This is a genomic window from Neobacillus vireti (assembly GCF_036962465.1).
GTDB classification, from domain to species: Bacteria; Bacillota; Bacilli; order Bacillales; family Cytobacillaceae; genus Neobacillus; species Neobacillus vireti_B.
This window is the reverse complement of the sequence record NZ_JBALNF010000065.1, coordinates 21969-38059: the sequence shown is the minus strand read 5'-3', so window position 1 is coordinate 38059 and position 16091 is coordinate 21969. Positions and strand designations below refer to the sequence as shown.

Sequence of the window (16091 nt, the reverse complement as noted above, 5' to 3'; positions counted from 1 at the left end):
ATCCTTTAACACAGCCTATAATTAAAATTAATTAAAAGGAAAGTCCCTATGATACGTAGTATCAGGGACCATTTCCTTTTTTCTAAAGATGAATTTTTTCTTTATTGTAAACAATATTACCAAGACCGCCATCCAATCTATTCATCTTTTGATCGATTGCTTTTGCGATAAAGGCTTTATGTTCCATAAAATCAAATGGCACATCATCCGTTCGGCCGGCTTTAATATCTTCACAAAGAGCGATAACCGATTCGATCATTTCCTTTGGCGCATCGCCATCTCCATGTGACAAATAAACTTTGTCATAGCCGCCTGCTGTTTTCTCATCTAGCTCTCTCAACATGTTTTCATATGAAGTAATACCGAGAGAAAACTCATCGAAAAGGAAGGTAAAGAAATTACATGCGTCACCTAATAACAAGGTACGTTCCTCAACAAGTAAAATGGTCACCAAGCCAGGAGTATGTCCAGCTCCAATATTCACCTCTAAATGAATTCCACCAAGGTCAAACATGTCTCCAGGTAAAAGTGGTTTATATCGATCACTAGAACCAATAGGAATATAATCCTCCTCCTTTACCCTGGCAAAATTCTCGCCCATACTCATTTCAAGGAATCCCTTACGAACATTGTAATCACTGTGACTAGCATAAACTTCTTGATCTGCTGGATTCATATAAACTTCCTCGAAAGCAGGGGCACCCATGGCATGATCGACATGACCATGGGTTAATAAGACAAAATAAGGTTTATCCGTCAAGCGTTCAATTAAGGTTCGTAAATCCCCTACACCCGTACCTGTGTCAATAAGTGCTGCTCGTTCACTCCCTTCTACTAAATACATGATTTCTCCCGCAGGTCCAAATATTCTAGTTACACGGTCTGAAATTTTTTCTGATCTAAAATATACTAAAGGTTCCATCTTGGTCTCCTATTTTTAGATAATAAATTATCAATTAAGTCTAATTGATTAAAGTATTTAAGGGTGTCTCATCCATCTCCGATTGATTACTTTGTTGAGTGCCCAATTCCGGGATTAGAATGACAGACAAGGCTGAAAATACTGCGGATGCCGCAAGAACCAGGAAGAAGAAAATGTAGCCGTCACCACCAAACCAGCTTACCCCTAGGCCAATAAGAGCCGGTGCCAAGAAGTTGACAAGTGAATTGGCCAAAGGTGCACTATTATTGATAATTGATAAATCTTTTCCTGCCGTTTCTTTTGATGGAAGAATTCTGTTTACCAGTGCGCTATCGACCGCTGAAAACATACCAAATCCAAAGTTAAGGACAAAGTTTCCAATAATAATCCAAGTGATATTAAAGGAAAAAGCAAATATAATCCAGCAAATTGCTAATATCAGTGCTGCTCCAATAACAAATGGCTTCTGTTTTTTCACCTTATCAGATAGAAATCCACCAATTAATCCTGCTGCTACCATAACCATAATGGAAGGAGAGGTGATCCCATTAATTTGAAAAATTTTCCCTTCACTAAAATGGAACCTCGCAATATAAAAAAGTGTCATTAAAGTAAGACCCGCATTGGAAATTTGAATAAAAATCTTTGTAAGTAATGCCCATGTAAAAGAAGGGTATTGTTTAAAACTAGGATAAAAGTTATGAACTTCTTTCCAAATAAAGCCCTTTTTCTTGGCAGCAACTGCATTGGAAAAATTATTATCTTTTACCAGAGCGGCAGCCACTACCCCACAAATCAATTGTACGAAAATGATGACGATTAGTTTACTTTGTACGGACGAATCGGAAAATGCCCCCATTATCATTTGACCAAGCATTACAAATGCAGGGAATGCGGCACCAATTAGACCAGAAGCACGCCCAAACTTCTCAGGATCAACTTGTTCGGCAACAATGGCATAACAGGATAGCGATACCATACTATAAAAGAATTGTAAAAGACACCATGCAATAATAAGCATCGGGATCGAGACTGCATAGGTTAAGCCTAACATGGAGAGTGCACCGCCAATACTCCCTGCAATCATCCAGAACCTCCGTCTTCCAAATTTCAAACGGGTTTTATCTGCAATAACACCACCGATAAGTCCTAATACAAGTGCCGCTAAACTACTTATTCCAGACGCTGTACCGAATACTGCTGTAACCCGATCAGGTCCCACAAGTCTAATGATATTAAATTGAATGAGTCCGAAATTCAATATGACAATCGCGCCTACAGACGTACCTACACCAAGAAACGCAGCAATGATTAAATTTAGATAAGGAGTTTTTTTCCATTGGTAAATCTCAGCCATTTTACTACCTCCAACTTAGAAAACGATATTTTAAATAGACAAACCATTTCTCCTACCGCTTGATCATTAAAATTTCCTCTGCTGCTTCATCAACAGTATCAGGATTGATGCCGAGGAAGACCAACCTTTTCAAATTATTTAGAGAATGGGACATTCCATCGGTATCTCCTTGAGAAATCATTTGCGTAACAAAAGGGATTCTTTTCTCAAGAATTTCAAGAGCCTGTGGATGCTTGGCCAAATCGGTAATGCGGGTATTTAAAGTAAACAAACTTCTATAGTCTTTCTTCGGAAAATAGCTAAATTCATGAATTCCTGCTTCTAGAAGAATAGTCTCTTCCTTGTAGTCGGGTAGGTATACTTCAGCGGTCCGAGCAAACGGTACCTCGAATCGAACCCTGACACTACCGTCCTCATTAATTTTCCAATACGATGCATACTTGCCGCTAACTGAATCATATTCAGCCGAAAAATGTTGGAACTTTCCATTAAATTGAGGCGCAAACAACACTTTCTTAAATCCGGGATCCAGCGGCCGAATTCCACCTAAATCTCGATAAAGATATTCAACAATTGCTCCGTATGCATAATGATTTAAAGAGTTCATAATGGTTCCACTCATCTTGCCATCTTCTAATACGGAATTCCAGCGTTCCCAAATCGTAGTGGCACCCAAGTTTACACAATAAAGCCAGCTTGGAAATTCTTCTTGGAATAAGAAATCCAAGGCTTCTTCCTCCATTCCATTCTCAGCCATAACCCGGCACATAATCGGGGCTCCAACGAATCCACCAGTCAATTTATAAGAATCTTTATATAATCTCTCACGAAGACCTTCTACTACTTTTTCTTTTTTAACGTAAAGACCAAAATTTAATGAAACTAAATAACCGGTTTGTGTATCAATACTTAATCTTCCTGATGGAGTAAAGAACTCATGTAAAATGGCCTCTTTAATTTTTACAGCTAAGTTTCTATATTTCTCCTCCTCTATAGCTTTGCCTATTAGACCTGCAGCTTCTGCAACCAATCTAGTGGATTCATAATAATAACAAGAAGCGATAAAATCATCATCTGTTCCTCCCTTGAAACTCTGAGAGGATCTTCCGTCCTGTGCTAACCAATCACCAATTTGCGAACCAAAATCATACAAGTATTTTTGGCCTCGTTTTAAATCTTCTCGAGTGATATAGTCTACCCAATCTTTCATCATAGGGAAATGTTGTTCCAGAACATCTTTGTCTCCGTAATGGTTAAAGAGGACAATTGGTAAAAATGTTCCAATATCTCCCCAAACACTACACGCAATCGGTTTACCAAAAACCGGAATAAATCCAGGGACGATTCCATTATGTTTCGTTTGCTCTACTCTCAGGTCATGTAAAAACTTGTTGTAAAATGCCCTTGTATCCATGTTGTAGGAGGCTGTTCCTGCAAACACCTGTGCATCTCCCGTCCAAGCCAATCGTTCATCTCTTTGTGGGCAATCTGTAGGAAAATCAATAAAATTTGATTTTTGCCCCCATAAACAGTTTAGAAAAAGACGATTAATTTTTTCATCCGACGTATGAATCGATCCGACTTGGTCTAAATCAGAGTAAATGACTTTCCCTACAATATCTTTTTCAGTTAATTTTCCTATCCAGCCGGTAACGCGAACATATCTAAATCCAAAAAATGTGAAGTGCGGTCTCACGACTTCTTCAGTACCATCTGATATATATATAAATTGAGATTTAGCTGAGCGGTAATTATCATTATAAAAATTACCGTTTTGCAAAATTTCCCCAAAATCAAAAATCAACTTGGTACCTCTAGGAAACCTATTTTGAAACTGTATAAAGCCAGCAAAATTCTGTCCCATATCTAACACCGTTTCTCCTGCTGGTGTATAGATAATTTCTTGAACAAAAATTTCTTCTTTTTCAATAACAGGCAGACTATATCTACTAATCAACTTGTTTTTGTCCAGATTTAAAATACGGACCTGTTTCTCCGGATTGCTTTTTCCATCCCAAAGCAGGCGATTAAATATTTCCCCATCATAAATATCACTTAATTCCACATCAGAACCAACATACCGCCAGCTTTCATCTGTGATGAAGACTTCTTCCTGACCATCATGGTATGTGAGATGAAGCTCTGCAATACAAGCAAATTCAGATCCAAAGTTCTCCTTTAAGTCCCCTAACCCAAATCTACCTTTATACCAGCCATTTCCGAGCATGATTTCTATTCTATTGAAACTTGCAAGCATACAAGAAACGTCAAAGGTTTGATACTGGTACTCGGTATGGTAATCACTGTATAGGGGTGTAAGATATTCATTACCCACCTTATCTCCATTTATGGAAACTTCATATAGTCCAAGACCACTAATATATAATCTTGCACTTTTTATAGGATTTTTAAGATTGAATTCTTTTCTAAAAAGAGGATGAACTGAATCCCCGCTTTGAGTGCCAATCCAGTTGGCACTCCATGGGTCATCCATCTTTCCTGTTTCAAAAGTAGCAATCTCACTAGTCGCAACTTCACCTTCGTCTGTTTCAACCTCAATTCTATAAAAGTACTTTGTCTTAGGTTGACAATCCAGACTGATTTTCTCCCCCGTAGAGTCTAAAAATTCCGACTCCTTCACAAGTAGAATGTCTTCAAAACTCTCTTTTGTGCTTATTTCTATTTTTGCTCTCTTCTGTCTTCTAGAATTTGTATCCATAACTTTCCATGAGCACTTTAGCCTATCATAGGAAAACCCTACTGGATTTTTTATTCCATTCATCCTTAAATCGGTTATTTTCATTTGTTATTTCTCCTCAGTATCTTGATGATATCCATTTATTATTTATGTCAAGAGTGAATTAGGATATGATTTTACTCTTCCCTACAGCGTCTTGCCTTTTTTTCCTTAGTTCGTCTAATATATTCAATCTTGTTTGCCCTTTATATTTACACATTAAAAGTGGTATAGAGCCTAAGAGAGAACTAATTCCAGCTCCTAGTACAAACATGAAAAATATACCATTAAGAGTAGCTTGCGACTGTGTGGCCGCACTAATATTAAATCCCACCATTGTTAGTAAGAGACCAGTAACAAAGGAAGAAAGCGCAGACATAATCTTTGCTGTCAATGACTGGGCAGCAAACATTAGCCCTTCTGCTCGATATCCAGTTTTCCATTCTGCATAATCAATCGAATCTACGACATAAAGCGTCGATAATGTCATACTCATTGACATGAATAATCCAGAAAAGATTGAAATGATGAAGACAAAAGTTAAATTCTCGTATCCAACAGCATAATAGATCGCCCCCGCAACTACCGAGCCCACCGCACTATAAAAGAACAATTTGGTGATTTCGATTCTCTTTAGTAATTTTGGTAAAATCACTGGTGTTAATAAAAAGCCGATCATAATCGGGACCATAATAAACGACATTAAAGAGATACTGCCAAGATTATAGATCGCATAGTAACTAGTCAATGCTTGAGTAACCATGGTAAGTACTTGTAAAAATTGACTAATGATGTAGGCTTGCAATGGTTTGTTTATTTTTAAAATTTTAGTCATACTTTTAAAACTGATCTTCTCTGTTTGAGGCTTTACCCTTTCTTTTGAAACTAAAAATAAGATAACAAAACTGATCGCTGCGAGTAATGAAAAGATCCAACCCAAGTATGAGTATCCTTGGCCACTATGAGGAAGGTCTGCAAAATAAGAGACTAACAAGCCGCCTGTTAACGAAACAATCAACGCACCAATTGTCGTTGCAGATCTTGTTAAACTAACGATAGAATTCCGCTTTTCTGAATCGGTGGTTATAATAGCTGACATACTCCAATATGGGACATCAAACAGCGAAAAACCAATTCCCCAAAGGGTGTAGACAATAAATACATAAGCAATTTTTAAGGTTTCTGAAGAGAAACTTGGATTAATAAAGAGCATCGCTGTCATAGCTGCCCAAAACAGGCCTCCTAACAGAATATAAGGTCTTAGTTTCCCATATTTAGTTCTAGTATTATCCATTAAAACGCCTACAGTTGGGTCACAAAATGCATCAACGAACTTTGTAATTAATAGAATGGTTCCAATGGTGATTGGCGATATTCTCATGACAGCGGTTGCAAATATCATAAAAAAGGTTGATACCATTCCCGACAGGATCGAATCTCCAAGTCCACCGAATGTATAACTGATGATCTCTCTTTTCTTAAAAGGGGTTCTTGCGGTCGTTTCATAATATTGCTCAAACTTATTTTGCTTTATATGATTCATCCCTTTTCCTCCACACATAATTTTTTCTAAAAATTTAGCGACTAACGTTTCAAACATTTTTATTGGGTACCCTATACCGCTATATTAAAGCATGTAAACACTTCCACCAATATCTTGAGCAGTTGTTTTGACTAACCAAAAGTGATATATTGTGACCGGGAGGAGTTACTATGAACTATGAAGAATTAGACGCATTCTTATTTGAACTAACAGATAAAGAAAAAGAACTTCAATTCTCTGAAGAACTCTCTGATGAAACATTGAAGGAATTAATACTCACACCCTACTTATCTAGTGAATCAACATTGGATAACGCTAATACCTGGTCTAACGTGTCGGAATCTTCAATCAGTAGTGAGCCCGGTTATACATATACGCTAGAAAACGGTGTTCTAAAATTAAATGTGACTGATGACATATTTGTCATCTCCAAACATACCCGTTTTGCTAAAATGATTACACATACCCATAATTTGTTCGAAATGAACTACATTTATAGCGGCAATTTTATTCAAGAAATTCAGGGAGAAAAATTTAAATTAAGTGAAGGCGATATTCTAATCCTCAACAAAAATGTGGAACATTCGATTAATAAAGTAGGAAAAGAGGATATCCTCATAAACTTCCTGGCAAAAGAGGAGTTTTTTGACAACAAGTTCATTTATCGGATTTTGGGGGATAATGTGCTCGGAAATACAATTGCTTCTATTATAACCAATCAGGCGAGGGAAAAAAATTTCCTCTTATTTCGCACTTCTAAAAACTGGCAGATCAAACAAACCATTCAGAATATCTTATGTGAAGCGTTTGATCATAGTAAAAATACGAATCCTGAAATAATCAAGGCTTATATCGTCATCTTATTTAGCAGGTTGTTGGAAAGTGAGAACTATGAGATTTACTTAAAGAAAGGCATTAAAGATACCAGTATATCGATATTGGAGCTACTGGCATTTATTGAGGAGAACTATATGGACCTAACTCTTGAACAAACCGCTGAGCATTTTAATTTTTCGTCAGCGCATTTAGGTCGAATTATTAAAAAAGTGACTGGGAAAACATTTTCCGCAATTGCTCAGGAACAGAAATTCAAACACGCGTCTATGTTATTGCGGTTGACCGATAAAAGTATTGACGACATCTCTAGAGAAATAGGCTATAATAATTTAACTTATTTTTATAAGAAGTTTCATTTACTATATGGCGTTACTCCCAATGAGTATCGGAGTTCATTCAATTATAAAAACAACCTAGTTTAATCCTTCTTTCTATTTATTATGGACATTTTATTCTTTTACCAATTGTTGATTAAAAAAAGCTTGCAGATAACAAATTTTCTGCAAGCTTTTTGACTATTTTACGTTTACTCTGGTTTAGAACCAGCAATAATTGATCGGAATTCATAGCTTCCGGACTCAAGTTCATATACCGCTTTACCATCTTTAAACTCGATAAACTTAACTCCATTTGCCTTAGCAATTGGCTGTCCGCTTTCCTTTACAGTACTAACATTGTTTGTAGGAATATAAAGGGTCGCAGTCGTATTAGCCGGTACGGTCGCATCATATGTCAAAGTACCATTTTTAACTTCCCAATCACTTTCAATCTTTCCATACAAGGACTCAAATGAACCTTTTGAAGTTGTGATTCGCTTATTATTATCAATGGTAGGTTTCAGAATGATATGCTTGAATCCAGGATTATTTTCGTCATTCGAAATACCAACCATGTCACTATACATCCATTCACCGATGGCACCATAGGAAAAATGGTTGAAGGAATTCATGCCTGCAGGACCAAATCCATCTTCTTTAGAATAGGAATTCCAGCGTTCCCAAATCGTTGTAGCACCATTTTTAACTGAATACAGCCAAGATGGCATTTTATCCTGTAAAAGCAGTGTATAAGCCAGATCAGATTGCCCGATTTCACTTAACACAGGTGCTAATACATTGATACCTAAAAACCCTACGGATAGTGTATTCTCCGGATATTTAACCCTTGCACTTGTAGGATTGGCTGCCTTGTACGCTGCGTCATTACGAATATTTTTGACAAGTAGATCAATCATTTGTTGTTTCTGATGTTCGTTATCATACATTCCCAACTTCAAAGCCCATAATAAAGGAGTTTGTGCATTATCCTCACCAGCACTCGATAAGGGTCCCTCTGTTCTGCTTCCGGATAACAAAGTTAAACTTCCATCATTCCTATCAATCACAATATAGTTTTTGATGAAAGCTTTCTTAATATTTGTAAACAGTGCCTCGTATTTTTCTGCATCTTCAGTATAACCCATGGCCCGTGCCATTTGTGCCATTAGTTTTGCGTCATAAGCGTAATAAGCATCGCTAATTAAGTTTTGATTTGCTCCTGAAATCGCATTGACATCAGGTCTTTGGAACGATAACCAATCCCCATAAAGACTGCCCGGACCACGATAAGTGTCTCCTGTTTTTTGGTACAACAAATCCATGTACTTCTTCATGCTTGGATATGCCTTTTTTATTACTGTAGTATCACCGGACATTTGCCAATGAGTCCAAGGGATAATAACTCCTGCATCGGACCATCCTGAATCAGGATTAGTAGACCTACTATACCGAGTACGTGGTACTGTTACCGGAATTGATCCGTTGTCATATTGGTTATTAATTATATTGTCCACAAAATTTTCCTCGAAGTTATAAGTATCCATGTTATATAAGCCTGTTTTCGCAAATAATTGTGCATCACCCATCCAACCAGAACGTTCATCCCTTTGAGGGCAGTCAGTAGGTATCCATAAGTAGTTACCGCGTTGCCCCCATTTAATGTTGCTAATTAATTGGTTTACATCCTTATTGGATGTCTCTAGTGAACCAGTAACATCTACCGCAGATGTTGCTACCTTACCAGTTAATTTTTGAACTTCCACAGAAGCGCCAGGTGTCACTACGCTTACTTCTACATATCTAAAACCAAAGAATGACAAGGAAGGCTGATAAATTTCACCTTCTTCACTTCCTTTCAATGTATAGAAAGCAGAGGCCTTTGCTGATCGGAGATTCGCCTGATAGATTGAACCTTTAGGTCCGTCCGCTCCTTGGCTGTCATCATTCAACATCTCAGCAAAACGCAATTTTACTTGTGTACCTGGTTTTCCCTTTATCGTAATACGGGGAACACCCACCATGTTTTGACCAAGATCATAAAGTGCCGTATCACCGGATGAAATATTCAGCTTATAATTCTTTGCCGTATCACTATCATTAATGGATCTGGTTGGGTCTACTTGAACCTCACCTTTACCGTTTTTGCTCGATCCTTGATTAATAACTCCTGTCGTTGTTGTAATAGAAACCGGTTTTTGATCAAGACTATCTACGATTTGTGCAGTTTTACCGTTATATGAGGTAACGGTTGCCGTTGGGTATTTTTGTTTATAAATATTTTCTTTGACTCCGTTCCAATTGGAGTCATCAAAACCATTTTTATTCCAATTGGTAATTTCCTTTGTTGCATCATAGGTCTCACCATCATAAATATCATTAGCTACATAAGGGCTATTATTAGTAGCTTTCCAGCCAGAATTAGTATCTGTTACAATTGTCTGGGTGGATCCATCCTTGTATGTGATAAGCATTTTGGCTAGCAATGCGAGATCATTCCCAGTTGAACTATAATATTCTGCACTACTAGAAATCCTACTATTGTACCAGCCATTACCGAGCACTGCTCCAAGAGTGACACGATTCTGGCCTTGTAGGTAATCTGTTACGTCATATGTCATGTAATTAATATTTTTATGATAAGCGGTCCAACCTGGAGCCAGCAACTCGTAAGACTTGCTACCATCCTGATTAACAACGCCTAATTTTTCCCCGTTAATATAGGCATCAAACACACCTAATGACGAAATATATAAACGAGCGCTCTTAACCTCACCCTTGAGTGGAGTTTCTTTACGTAACATTGGTGCGCCCTTCTTTTCCGAGCTATCTAAGGAAATCCATTTAGCTCCATCCCATTCTGTTACTCCGTCCGTACTTAAAAGGCCGGTTTCAAAGTAGGTGGGATTCGTCTCGATTTGCTTGCCATCCTTGTCCCAGACAATAACTGTCCAATAATAGCGAGTTGAAGCTTTAAAAGGGCTGCCTCCATATTCTACCGCCACAGATTTATCAGACACGACTTTTCCGCTATTCCAAACATCTGCAGCGTTTGGATTAAGCTTTTCCGGACTTGTCGCAACAATCAATTGATAGGCAGTTTGTTTTTGACCACGAAGACTTGATACCATCTCCCAACTGAAACGAGGTTTTGAAGAATCAATTCCAAGTGGATTATTTCTATACTCGACTTTTAAATTTGCTACCTTTGTTTCGATTGTTTGGGTTGCTGATACATTCGAACCGATCCCACGAACAGGGATAATAGTACTAATAAAACTTGGAATGAGCAGTGTCATAGTCATGGTAGCAGTAACCGCAATCCGCTTGGCTGATTTAGCTCGACTTTTTCTCATACGTTCCTCCTAATACCTAGTATTAATTATTTTTAGTCTAACTATGAAACAACAAATTTATTTAAACTATACCTCCCTCATTTCCATTCGTTATATTACAAGACAGTTTAAAACTGTTTTGTACCAAAAAGAGGAATTCGAATATTCGGTAATTCATAATTACAAGAGTGGTCTTCCTTCTCGTATTAAGGGAAAAGCTTATAGAAGGCTTTAACCGTATTCAATAAGCTTTTCCGCCTATTACCTATTAATTAATAAACACTCTTCCATTGAGCAATATTATCCTTATCAAATTTAAACGGATCACCCAGCATCACTTGTGTTCCATCCCCATCTTCTACAATAGTCTGGTCACCTTGGTTTCCTGCTGTAAACTTATCGCCCACTTTTCCGGTAATATTCCCCTCTACTAAAGCATTTGCCGTAAACCCTGCAACATATCCTACATCAATTGGATTCCATAAGTACATCCATGGACATACACCGTTTTCAATATAGGTGGCCATTTCACTAGGAAGCCCTAAACCGGTTAATTTTACCTTTCCAACAAGACCCTTGTCAGTAAGAACTTTTCCTGCAGCAGCAATCCCTACCGTTGTCGGAGCAATTATCGCTTTCAGATTTGGATAGGACTGTAGTAATCCCTCTGTTTCCGAAACACTTTTATCCCTTAAGTCGTCACCATAAGCTACTTTCACTAGCTTAATATCTTTATATTCTGGTTTTTGGAGTTCTTTTTTCATTACTTCAATCCAAGTATTTTGGTTGGTCGCTTGAGAAGTAGCACTAAGGATGGCAATTTCCCCTTTGCCGCCAATCATTTGCGAAACTCCCTCAATTAGCGCACCGCCAATTCTATCAGGGTTTGCCTGGTTCACATGGACCATTCGGCTTTTTGCATTAACGGCTGAATCCACGGATGAAACTTTAATTCCTGCATTCATTGCTTTCTCAAGCACAGGCTGAAGGGCGTCGTTATCATTACCTGCAATCGTAATGGAATCTACCTTTTGATTAATTAATTGCTCAATGATTTGAATTTGTCCCTCTGCCGTCGGTTGATCTGGTGATCGTAGAATGACTTCACCGCCTGTTTCTTTAATCGCATTTTGAAACCCTTCCTGCATCTTTTCCCCATAAGGGTTACCAGTATTTTTAAACACAAATGCATATTTCTTCGGCCCACTTTTCTCAGAAGTAGTACCTTTTGAATCTGATTTTGAATCTGGTTTTGAAGTGGTCGCGCTGCATGCAGCCAGAATCGAGAAAATCATGACAACAGAAACACATAATCCCCAAAATTTTTTCATTCATTTTCTCCCCTTGATTTTTATTTGTTTTATATACACACAGTTTTAATACTGTAATGTAACCTAATGACCGGATTCCTTTTTAACATTTAAAAATTGTTTTATCTTTATTTTTGGAACAGCAACAGCAAAAATGAGTAACAGACCCACAATAATCAATAAAGTTTGCGAGGAAATATTGACCAATCCTAAACCATACTGAAGAAACCCAATAATAAAGATGGCGATCATTGTGCCTATCATTTTTCCTTTTCCCCCGGCCGTACTGATCCCGCCCAAGGCAGCCATGGCAATGACATCTAATTCATAGCCTGTTGCAATATTCGGTCTGGTACTTCCCATTCTGGATGCCAAAAATAAAGCCGTTACAGCGGCTGTAAACCCCATCAGCGTAAACACTATCAGTTTAATTTTATCGTTTTGAACACCGGAAAATCTGCTGGCCGTTGAGTTGTTTCCGATAGCATAGATTTGTCTGCCAAAAGTGGTTTTATGAAGTAATAGGACAAAGACAACAGCGAAAAAAATAAAAGCAATAAGAATAATGGGTATTCCATTTAAATATCCCCATCCAAGCAGTTTATACCAATCCGGAAAATTCCCTGCGGCCTGATCCTGTAGGATAATATAAGCAATTCCCCGATAGAGAATCATCGTACCCAGGGTGACTATAACGGCGGATAGTTCTTTAAACTTGACGATTAAAATCCCATTGAGAAATCCGCAGAGCGAACCAACAGCCAGACAGATGACAATGGAAATGCCCATCGGCAGACCCAAATGATTATAAGAAGTAGCCATTATGACCGAAGATAGTGCCACTGTGGACCCCACCGATATATCGATGTCACCCAGGATCATAACCAAGGCCATTGGGAAAACCATGAACGCCTTATCTAAAAAGGTCATGGTTCCATCCCTTAAATTAGAATAATTTAAAAAATAAGGTGATAAGCTTGTATTGATAAACATTACGATTAGTAGAATGAGTACAAGCATCCATTCCCACTGAAGGAAAAAAGTTTTTAATGAGAATGTTTTTTTCGAAACTATTTTTCGGTTGAGATGTTCCTCTTGAATGACCGTTTTCTGCTCCATCGTTTTAGATTTTCCTCCTTAAGAGATTATTTCGATCCACGCCTCTCTTCACTAAAGTGTTAACCACAACAGCTACGAGAATGATTGCACCCTGGATGCTCGATTGCCAAAACGGAGATACATTCAAAAGTGGCAAAGCATTATTTAATACACCAAGAAGAATCGACCCAAGGATAACGCCGGAAATTTTGCCTGCTCCACCGGCTATACTTACTCCTCCAAGAATACAAGCAGCAATCACGGTTAATTCATATCCAGATGCGGTATCCCCTTGTGCTGAAGCATATTTTGAAACCCACAAAACACCGGATAAGCCTGAAAGCCCTCCCATAATGGTGTACACCAACATTAAGACCTTCGTTTGATTGATTCCGCTGACCTTTGCCGAATCAGGGTTGCTTCCGACCGCATAAATTTGTCTTCCTGTTCTTGTATGATTAATAAAGTAATAGAAAACAAGGTAGATAATAATGGCAATAAAGATAAGCGTGTTAATTCCTAAAATTTTACCAGTAGCAATTCCGACAAAGCTTTTAGACATTTGATAAGAACTTACCCATTTACCACCGCTAATTGTATAGGTTAGTCCCCTGAAGATATTCATCATCGCAAGGGAAGCGATGATAGGCATAAGGCCAATCTTTGAGACCAAAAATCCAGTAATAATCCCGCAAATGATTCCAATCGCCGTTCCAAGTAAGATCGCCATAACAGGGTTTAAATTTGGATGTGTACTAATGGTTTGAGCTGTAATCATTCCCGAAATCGCGATAACCGCTCCGATTGATAAATCAATTCCTCTCGTGATCAGTACCACCATCATCCCTAGTGCGAGAATGCTAAGAATGGCCGTATTGGTAACCAAATCATTAATATTTTCAATAGTTAAAAATCTTGGATTTCGGAATTGGATAAGGACGGAAAGCAAGAGAATAAATAGGAGTAGTCCCAGCTCTCTAAACTTTGAGATTTTAGCTGAAAAGGATATTTTTTCTACTTGCTGCCCCGAGTTTGTTACTTTTTCCAGAACTCCTTCTGGCATGATGCTCACCTCTTTCTTCTAATCTTTATTTATACTGTTCGTTGCTTTGACAAATCCATCATGGCAGCTTCAAGAATGGACTCCTGTGTGGCTTCGACTTTATTTAGAACTCTTGCAACCCTTCCTTCTCGCATAACAACAATGTTGTCACTTAGCCCTAAAATTTCAGGCATTTCCGAAGAAATCAGAATGATTCCATACCCTTGTGCGGCTAGTTCATTAATAATCTCGTAAATCGCTGATTTCGCTCCGACATCTACCCCTTTCGTCGGCTCATCGAGAATAATGACATCCAAATCTGCCGTTAATAATTTGGCAACCGCCACTTTTTGCTGATTGCCGCCTGAAAGAGAGCTAGCTAAATCAAAAATACTATTTGCTTTTACATTTACTTTTTCCGCCAGGTTCTTAGCTATCTCTGCCTCTCTTTTTACATTTAGCCACCCTTTTTTAGATAATCTTTTAAGTGACGGTAATGAGATATTTCTGCCTATATCCCAATCAAGGATTAACCCCTGTACTTGACGATCTTCAGGTAAATAACCGATCCCCATTTCCATTGCAACCAGGGGATTTTGTAGTTTCGCTTCTTTCCCCTTAAAATAGACTTTCCCTTTATCGAATGGGCTAATGCCAAATATAGCCTGGCAAACCTCACTGCGTCCTGCTCCCACCAGTCCTGTTAGGCCTAGTATTTCTCCTTTATGCAAAGTGAATGAAACATCGGCAAAATATCCCGTTTTCCCCAGTCCGTCTACTCGAAGTACTTCACTTCCAATGGCCGATTTCTTTTCTGGAAACACTTGGGTAATCTTTCGCCCCACCATTGCCACAATCAGGTCTTCATTTGTAATCTCATTTACTCCCCATGAACCGATATATTTGGAATCTCGAAAGACCGTGACCTGGCTTGCTAGTCGATACATATCCTCAAACCGATGAGATATAAAGATAATCGAAGTCCCTTGGTCTCTTAATCCTTCCGTAATCTTATATAACTCCTCACTTTCCCTCGCAGTAAGGGCCGCCGTTGGTTCATCCATAATAATAATTTTTGCATCGGTTGAGATGGCCTTGGCAATTTCCACAATTTGCTGCTGAGCAACACTTAAAGCCCCCATTTCCATCTTTGGATCGATGGTTGAACCCAAACTTCTTAATAATCCTTCCGCTTCTTCATGCATTTGTTTCCAAAGCAATCGCTTTGTCCCTTTTGCAATTTTTTCATGTCCCATGAATATATTTTCCGTCACACTTAAATCCGGATAATTAGTCACATGCTGATAAATAGCGGCGATTCCCTTGTCATGAGCCTCTTTTGGGTTATTAAATACGACTTTTTCACCATTTAAAAAAATTTCTCCCTCCTCAGGTTTATGAACTCCGGTTATCACTTTAATGAAGGTGGATTTACCTGCACCATTTTCCCCCATTAATGCATGAATTTGCCCCGGTTTTAACCTAAAATGAACATGTTCTAAGGCTTTCACACCCGGAAATATTTTGGTAATGCCCCTTAATTCGAGTACATATTCGGACATTTTTTCAACTCCTTGTGTTTCTATTTGCACCTTT

At 38.3% G+C, this 16091-nt stretch carries 10 protein-coding genes; 1 reads left to right on the top strand and 9 read right to left on the bottom strand.

Annotation, left to right across the window (positions count from 1 at the left end; translation table 11 throughout):
- Positions 1 to 82: 82 nt before the first annotated feature.
- The 4 genes from V7077_RS23420 to V7077_RS23405 are packed head-to-tail and all read right to left on the bottom strand — an operon-like array spanning position 83 to position 6559.
- A complete protein-coding gene (locus V7077_RS23420; protein WP_335506424.1) occupies positions 83 to 922 on the bottom strand; it encodes an MBL fold metallo-hydrolase in 840 nt (279 codons plus the stop codon).
- Between the two features lie 40 nt (positions 923 to 962).
- On the bottom strand, positions 963 to 2279 hold the full coding sequence (locus V7077_RS23415) for an MFS transporter (RefSeq protein WP_335506422.1): 1317 nt from the start codon (positions 2277 to 2279) through the stop codon (positions 963 to 965).
- Positions 2280 to 2331: 52 nt separating this feature from the next.
- Positions 2332 to 5082 (bottom strand): alpha-L-rhamnosidase, encoded by a 2751-nt coding sequence (locus V7077_RS23410; protein ID WP_335506420.1) that lies wholly within the window; start codon positions 5080 to 5082, stop codon positions 2332 to 2334.
- Positions 5083 to 5140: 58 nt separating this feature from the next.
- Complete coding sequence (locus V7077_RS23405) at positions 5141 to 6559, bottom strand: MFS transporter (RefSeq protein WP_335506417.1); 1419 nt, start codon at positions 6557 to 6559, stop codon at positions 5141 to 5143.
- Positions 6560 to 6729: 170 nt separating this feature from the next.
- Here V7077_RS23405 and V7077_RS23400 point away from each other — a divergent pair, with 170 nt between their 5' ends.
- Complete coding sequence (locus V7077_RS23400; protein ID WP_335506415.1) at positions 6730 to 7818, top strand: AraC family transcriptional regulator; 1089 nt, start codon at positions 6730 to 6732, stop codon at positions 7816 to 7818.
- Positions 7819 to 7922: 104 nt separating this feature from the next.
- Here V7077_RS23400 and V7077_RS23395 read toward each other — a convergent pair whose 3' ends face one another.
- From V7077_RS23395 to V7077_RS23375, 5 genes are all read right to left on the bottom strand, one after another.
- Entirely contained in the window at positions 7923 to 11066 is a 3144-nt protein-coding gene (locus V7077_RS23395) for a family 78 glycoside hydrolase catalytic domain (RefSeq protein WP_335506413.1), read from the bottom strand.
- 251 nt (positions 11067 to 11317) lie between these two features.
- Positions 11318 to 12376: a rhamnose ABC transporter substrate-binding protein gene (gene rhaS / locus V7077_RS23390; RefSeq protein WP_335506411.1), complete on the bottom strand. Its 1059-nt coding sequence runs from the start codon at positions 12374 to 12376 to the stop codon at positions 11318 to 11320.
- 63 nt (positions 12377 to 12439) lie between these two features.
- The gene (locus V7077_RS23385; RefSeq protein ID WP_335506408.1) at positions 12440 to 13474 is read right to left on the bottom strand and encodes an ABC transporter permease; all 1035 of its coding nucleotides are present in this window, start codon (positions 13472 to 13474) and stop codon (positions 12440 to 12442) included.
- Between the two features lie 4 nt (positions 13475 to 13478).
- On the bottom strand, positions 13479 to 14516 hold the full coding sequence (locus tag V7077_RS23380) for an ABC transporter permease (protein WP_335506406.1): 1038 nt from the start codon (positions 14514 to 14516) through the stop codon (positions 13479 to 13481).
- Between the two features lie 29 nt (positions 14517 to 14545).
- A complete protein-coding gene (locus tag V7077_RS23375; RefSeq protein ID WP_335506404.1) occupies positions 14546 to 16057 on the bottom strand; it encodes a sugar ABC transporter ATP-binding protein in 1512 nt (503 codons plus the stop codon).
- Between the last annotated feature and the right edge of the window lie 34 nt (positions 16058 to 16091).

What these genes read in the sequence shown, in the direction of transcription:
- V7077_RS23420 (WP_335506424.1), bottom strand. Translation starts at nt 922, where the DNA reads ATGGAACCTTTAGTATATTTTAGATCAGAAAAAATTTCAGACCGTGTA.
- V7077_RS23415 (WP_335506422.1), bottom strand. Translation starts at nt 2,279, where the DNA reads ATGGCTGAGATTTACCAATGGAAAAAAACTCCTTATCTAAATTTAATC.
- V7077_RS23410 (WP_335506420.1), bottom strand. Translation starts at nt 5,082, where the DNA reads ATGAAAATAACCGATTTAAGGATGAATGGAATAAAAAATCCAGTAGGG.
- V7077_RS23405 (WP_335506417.1), bottom strand. Translation starts at nt 6,559, where the DNA reads ATGAATCATATAAAGCAAAATAAGTTTGAGCAATATTATGAAACGACC.
- V7077_RS23400 (WP_335506415.1), top strand. Translation starts at nt 6,730, where the DNA reads ATGAACTATGAAGAATTAGACGCATTCTTATTTGAACTAACAGATAAA.
- V7077_RS23395 (WP_335506413.1), bottom strand. Translation starts at nt 11,066, where the DNA reads ATGAGAAAAAGTCGAGCTAAATCAGCCAAGCGGATTGCGGTTACTGCT.
- rhaS (WP_335506411.1), bottom strand. Translation starts at nt 12,376, where the DNA reads ATGAAAAAATTTTGGGGATTATGTGTTTCTGTTGTCATGATTTTCTCG.
- V7077_RS23385 (WP_335506408.1), bottom strand. Translation starts at nt 13,474, where the DNA reads ATGGAGCAGAAAACGGTCATTCAAGAGGAACATCTCAACCGAAAAATA.
- V7077_RS23380 (WP_335506406.1), bottom strand. Translation starts at nt 14,516, where the DNA reads ATGCCAGAAGGAGTTCTGGAAAAAGTAACAAACTCGGGGCAGCAAGTA.
- V7077_RS23375 (WP_335506404.1), bottom strand. Translation starts at nt 16,057, where the DNA reads ATGTCCGAATATGTACTCGAATTAAGGGGCATTACCAAAATATTTCCG.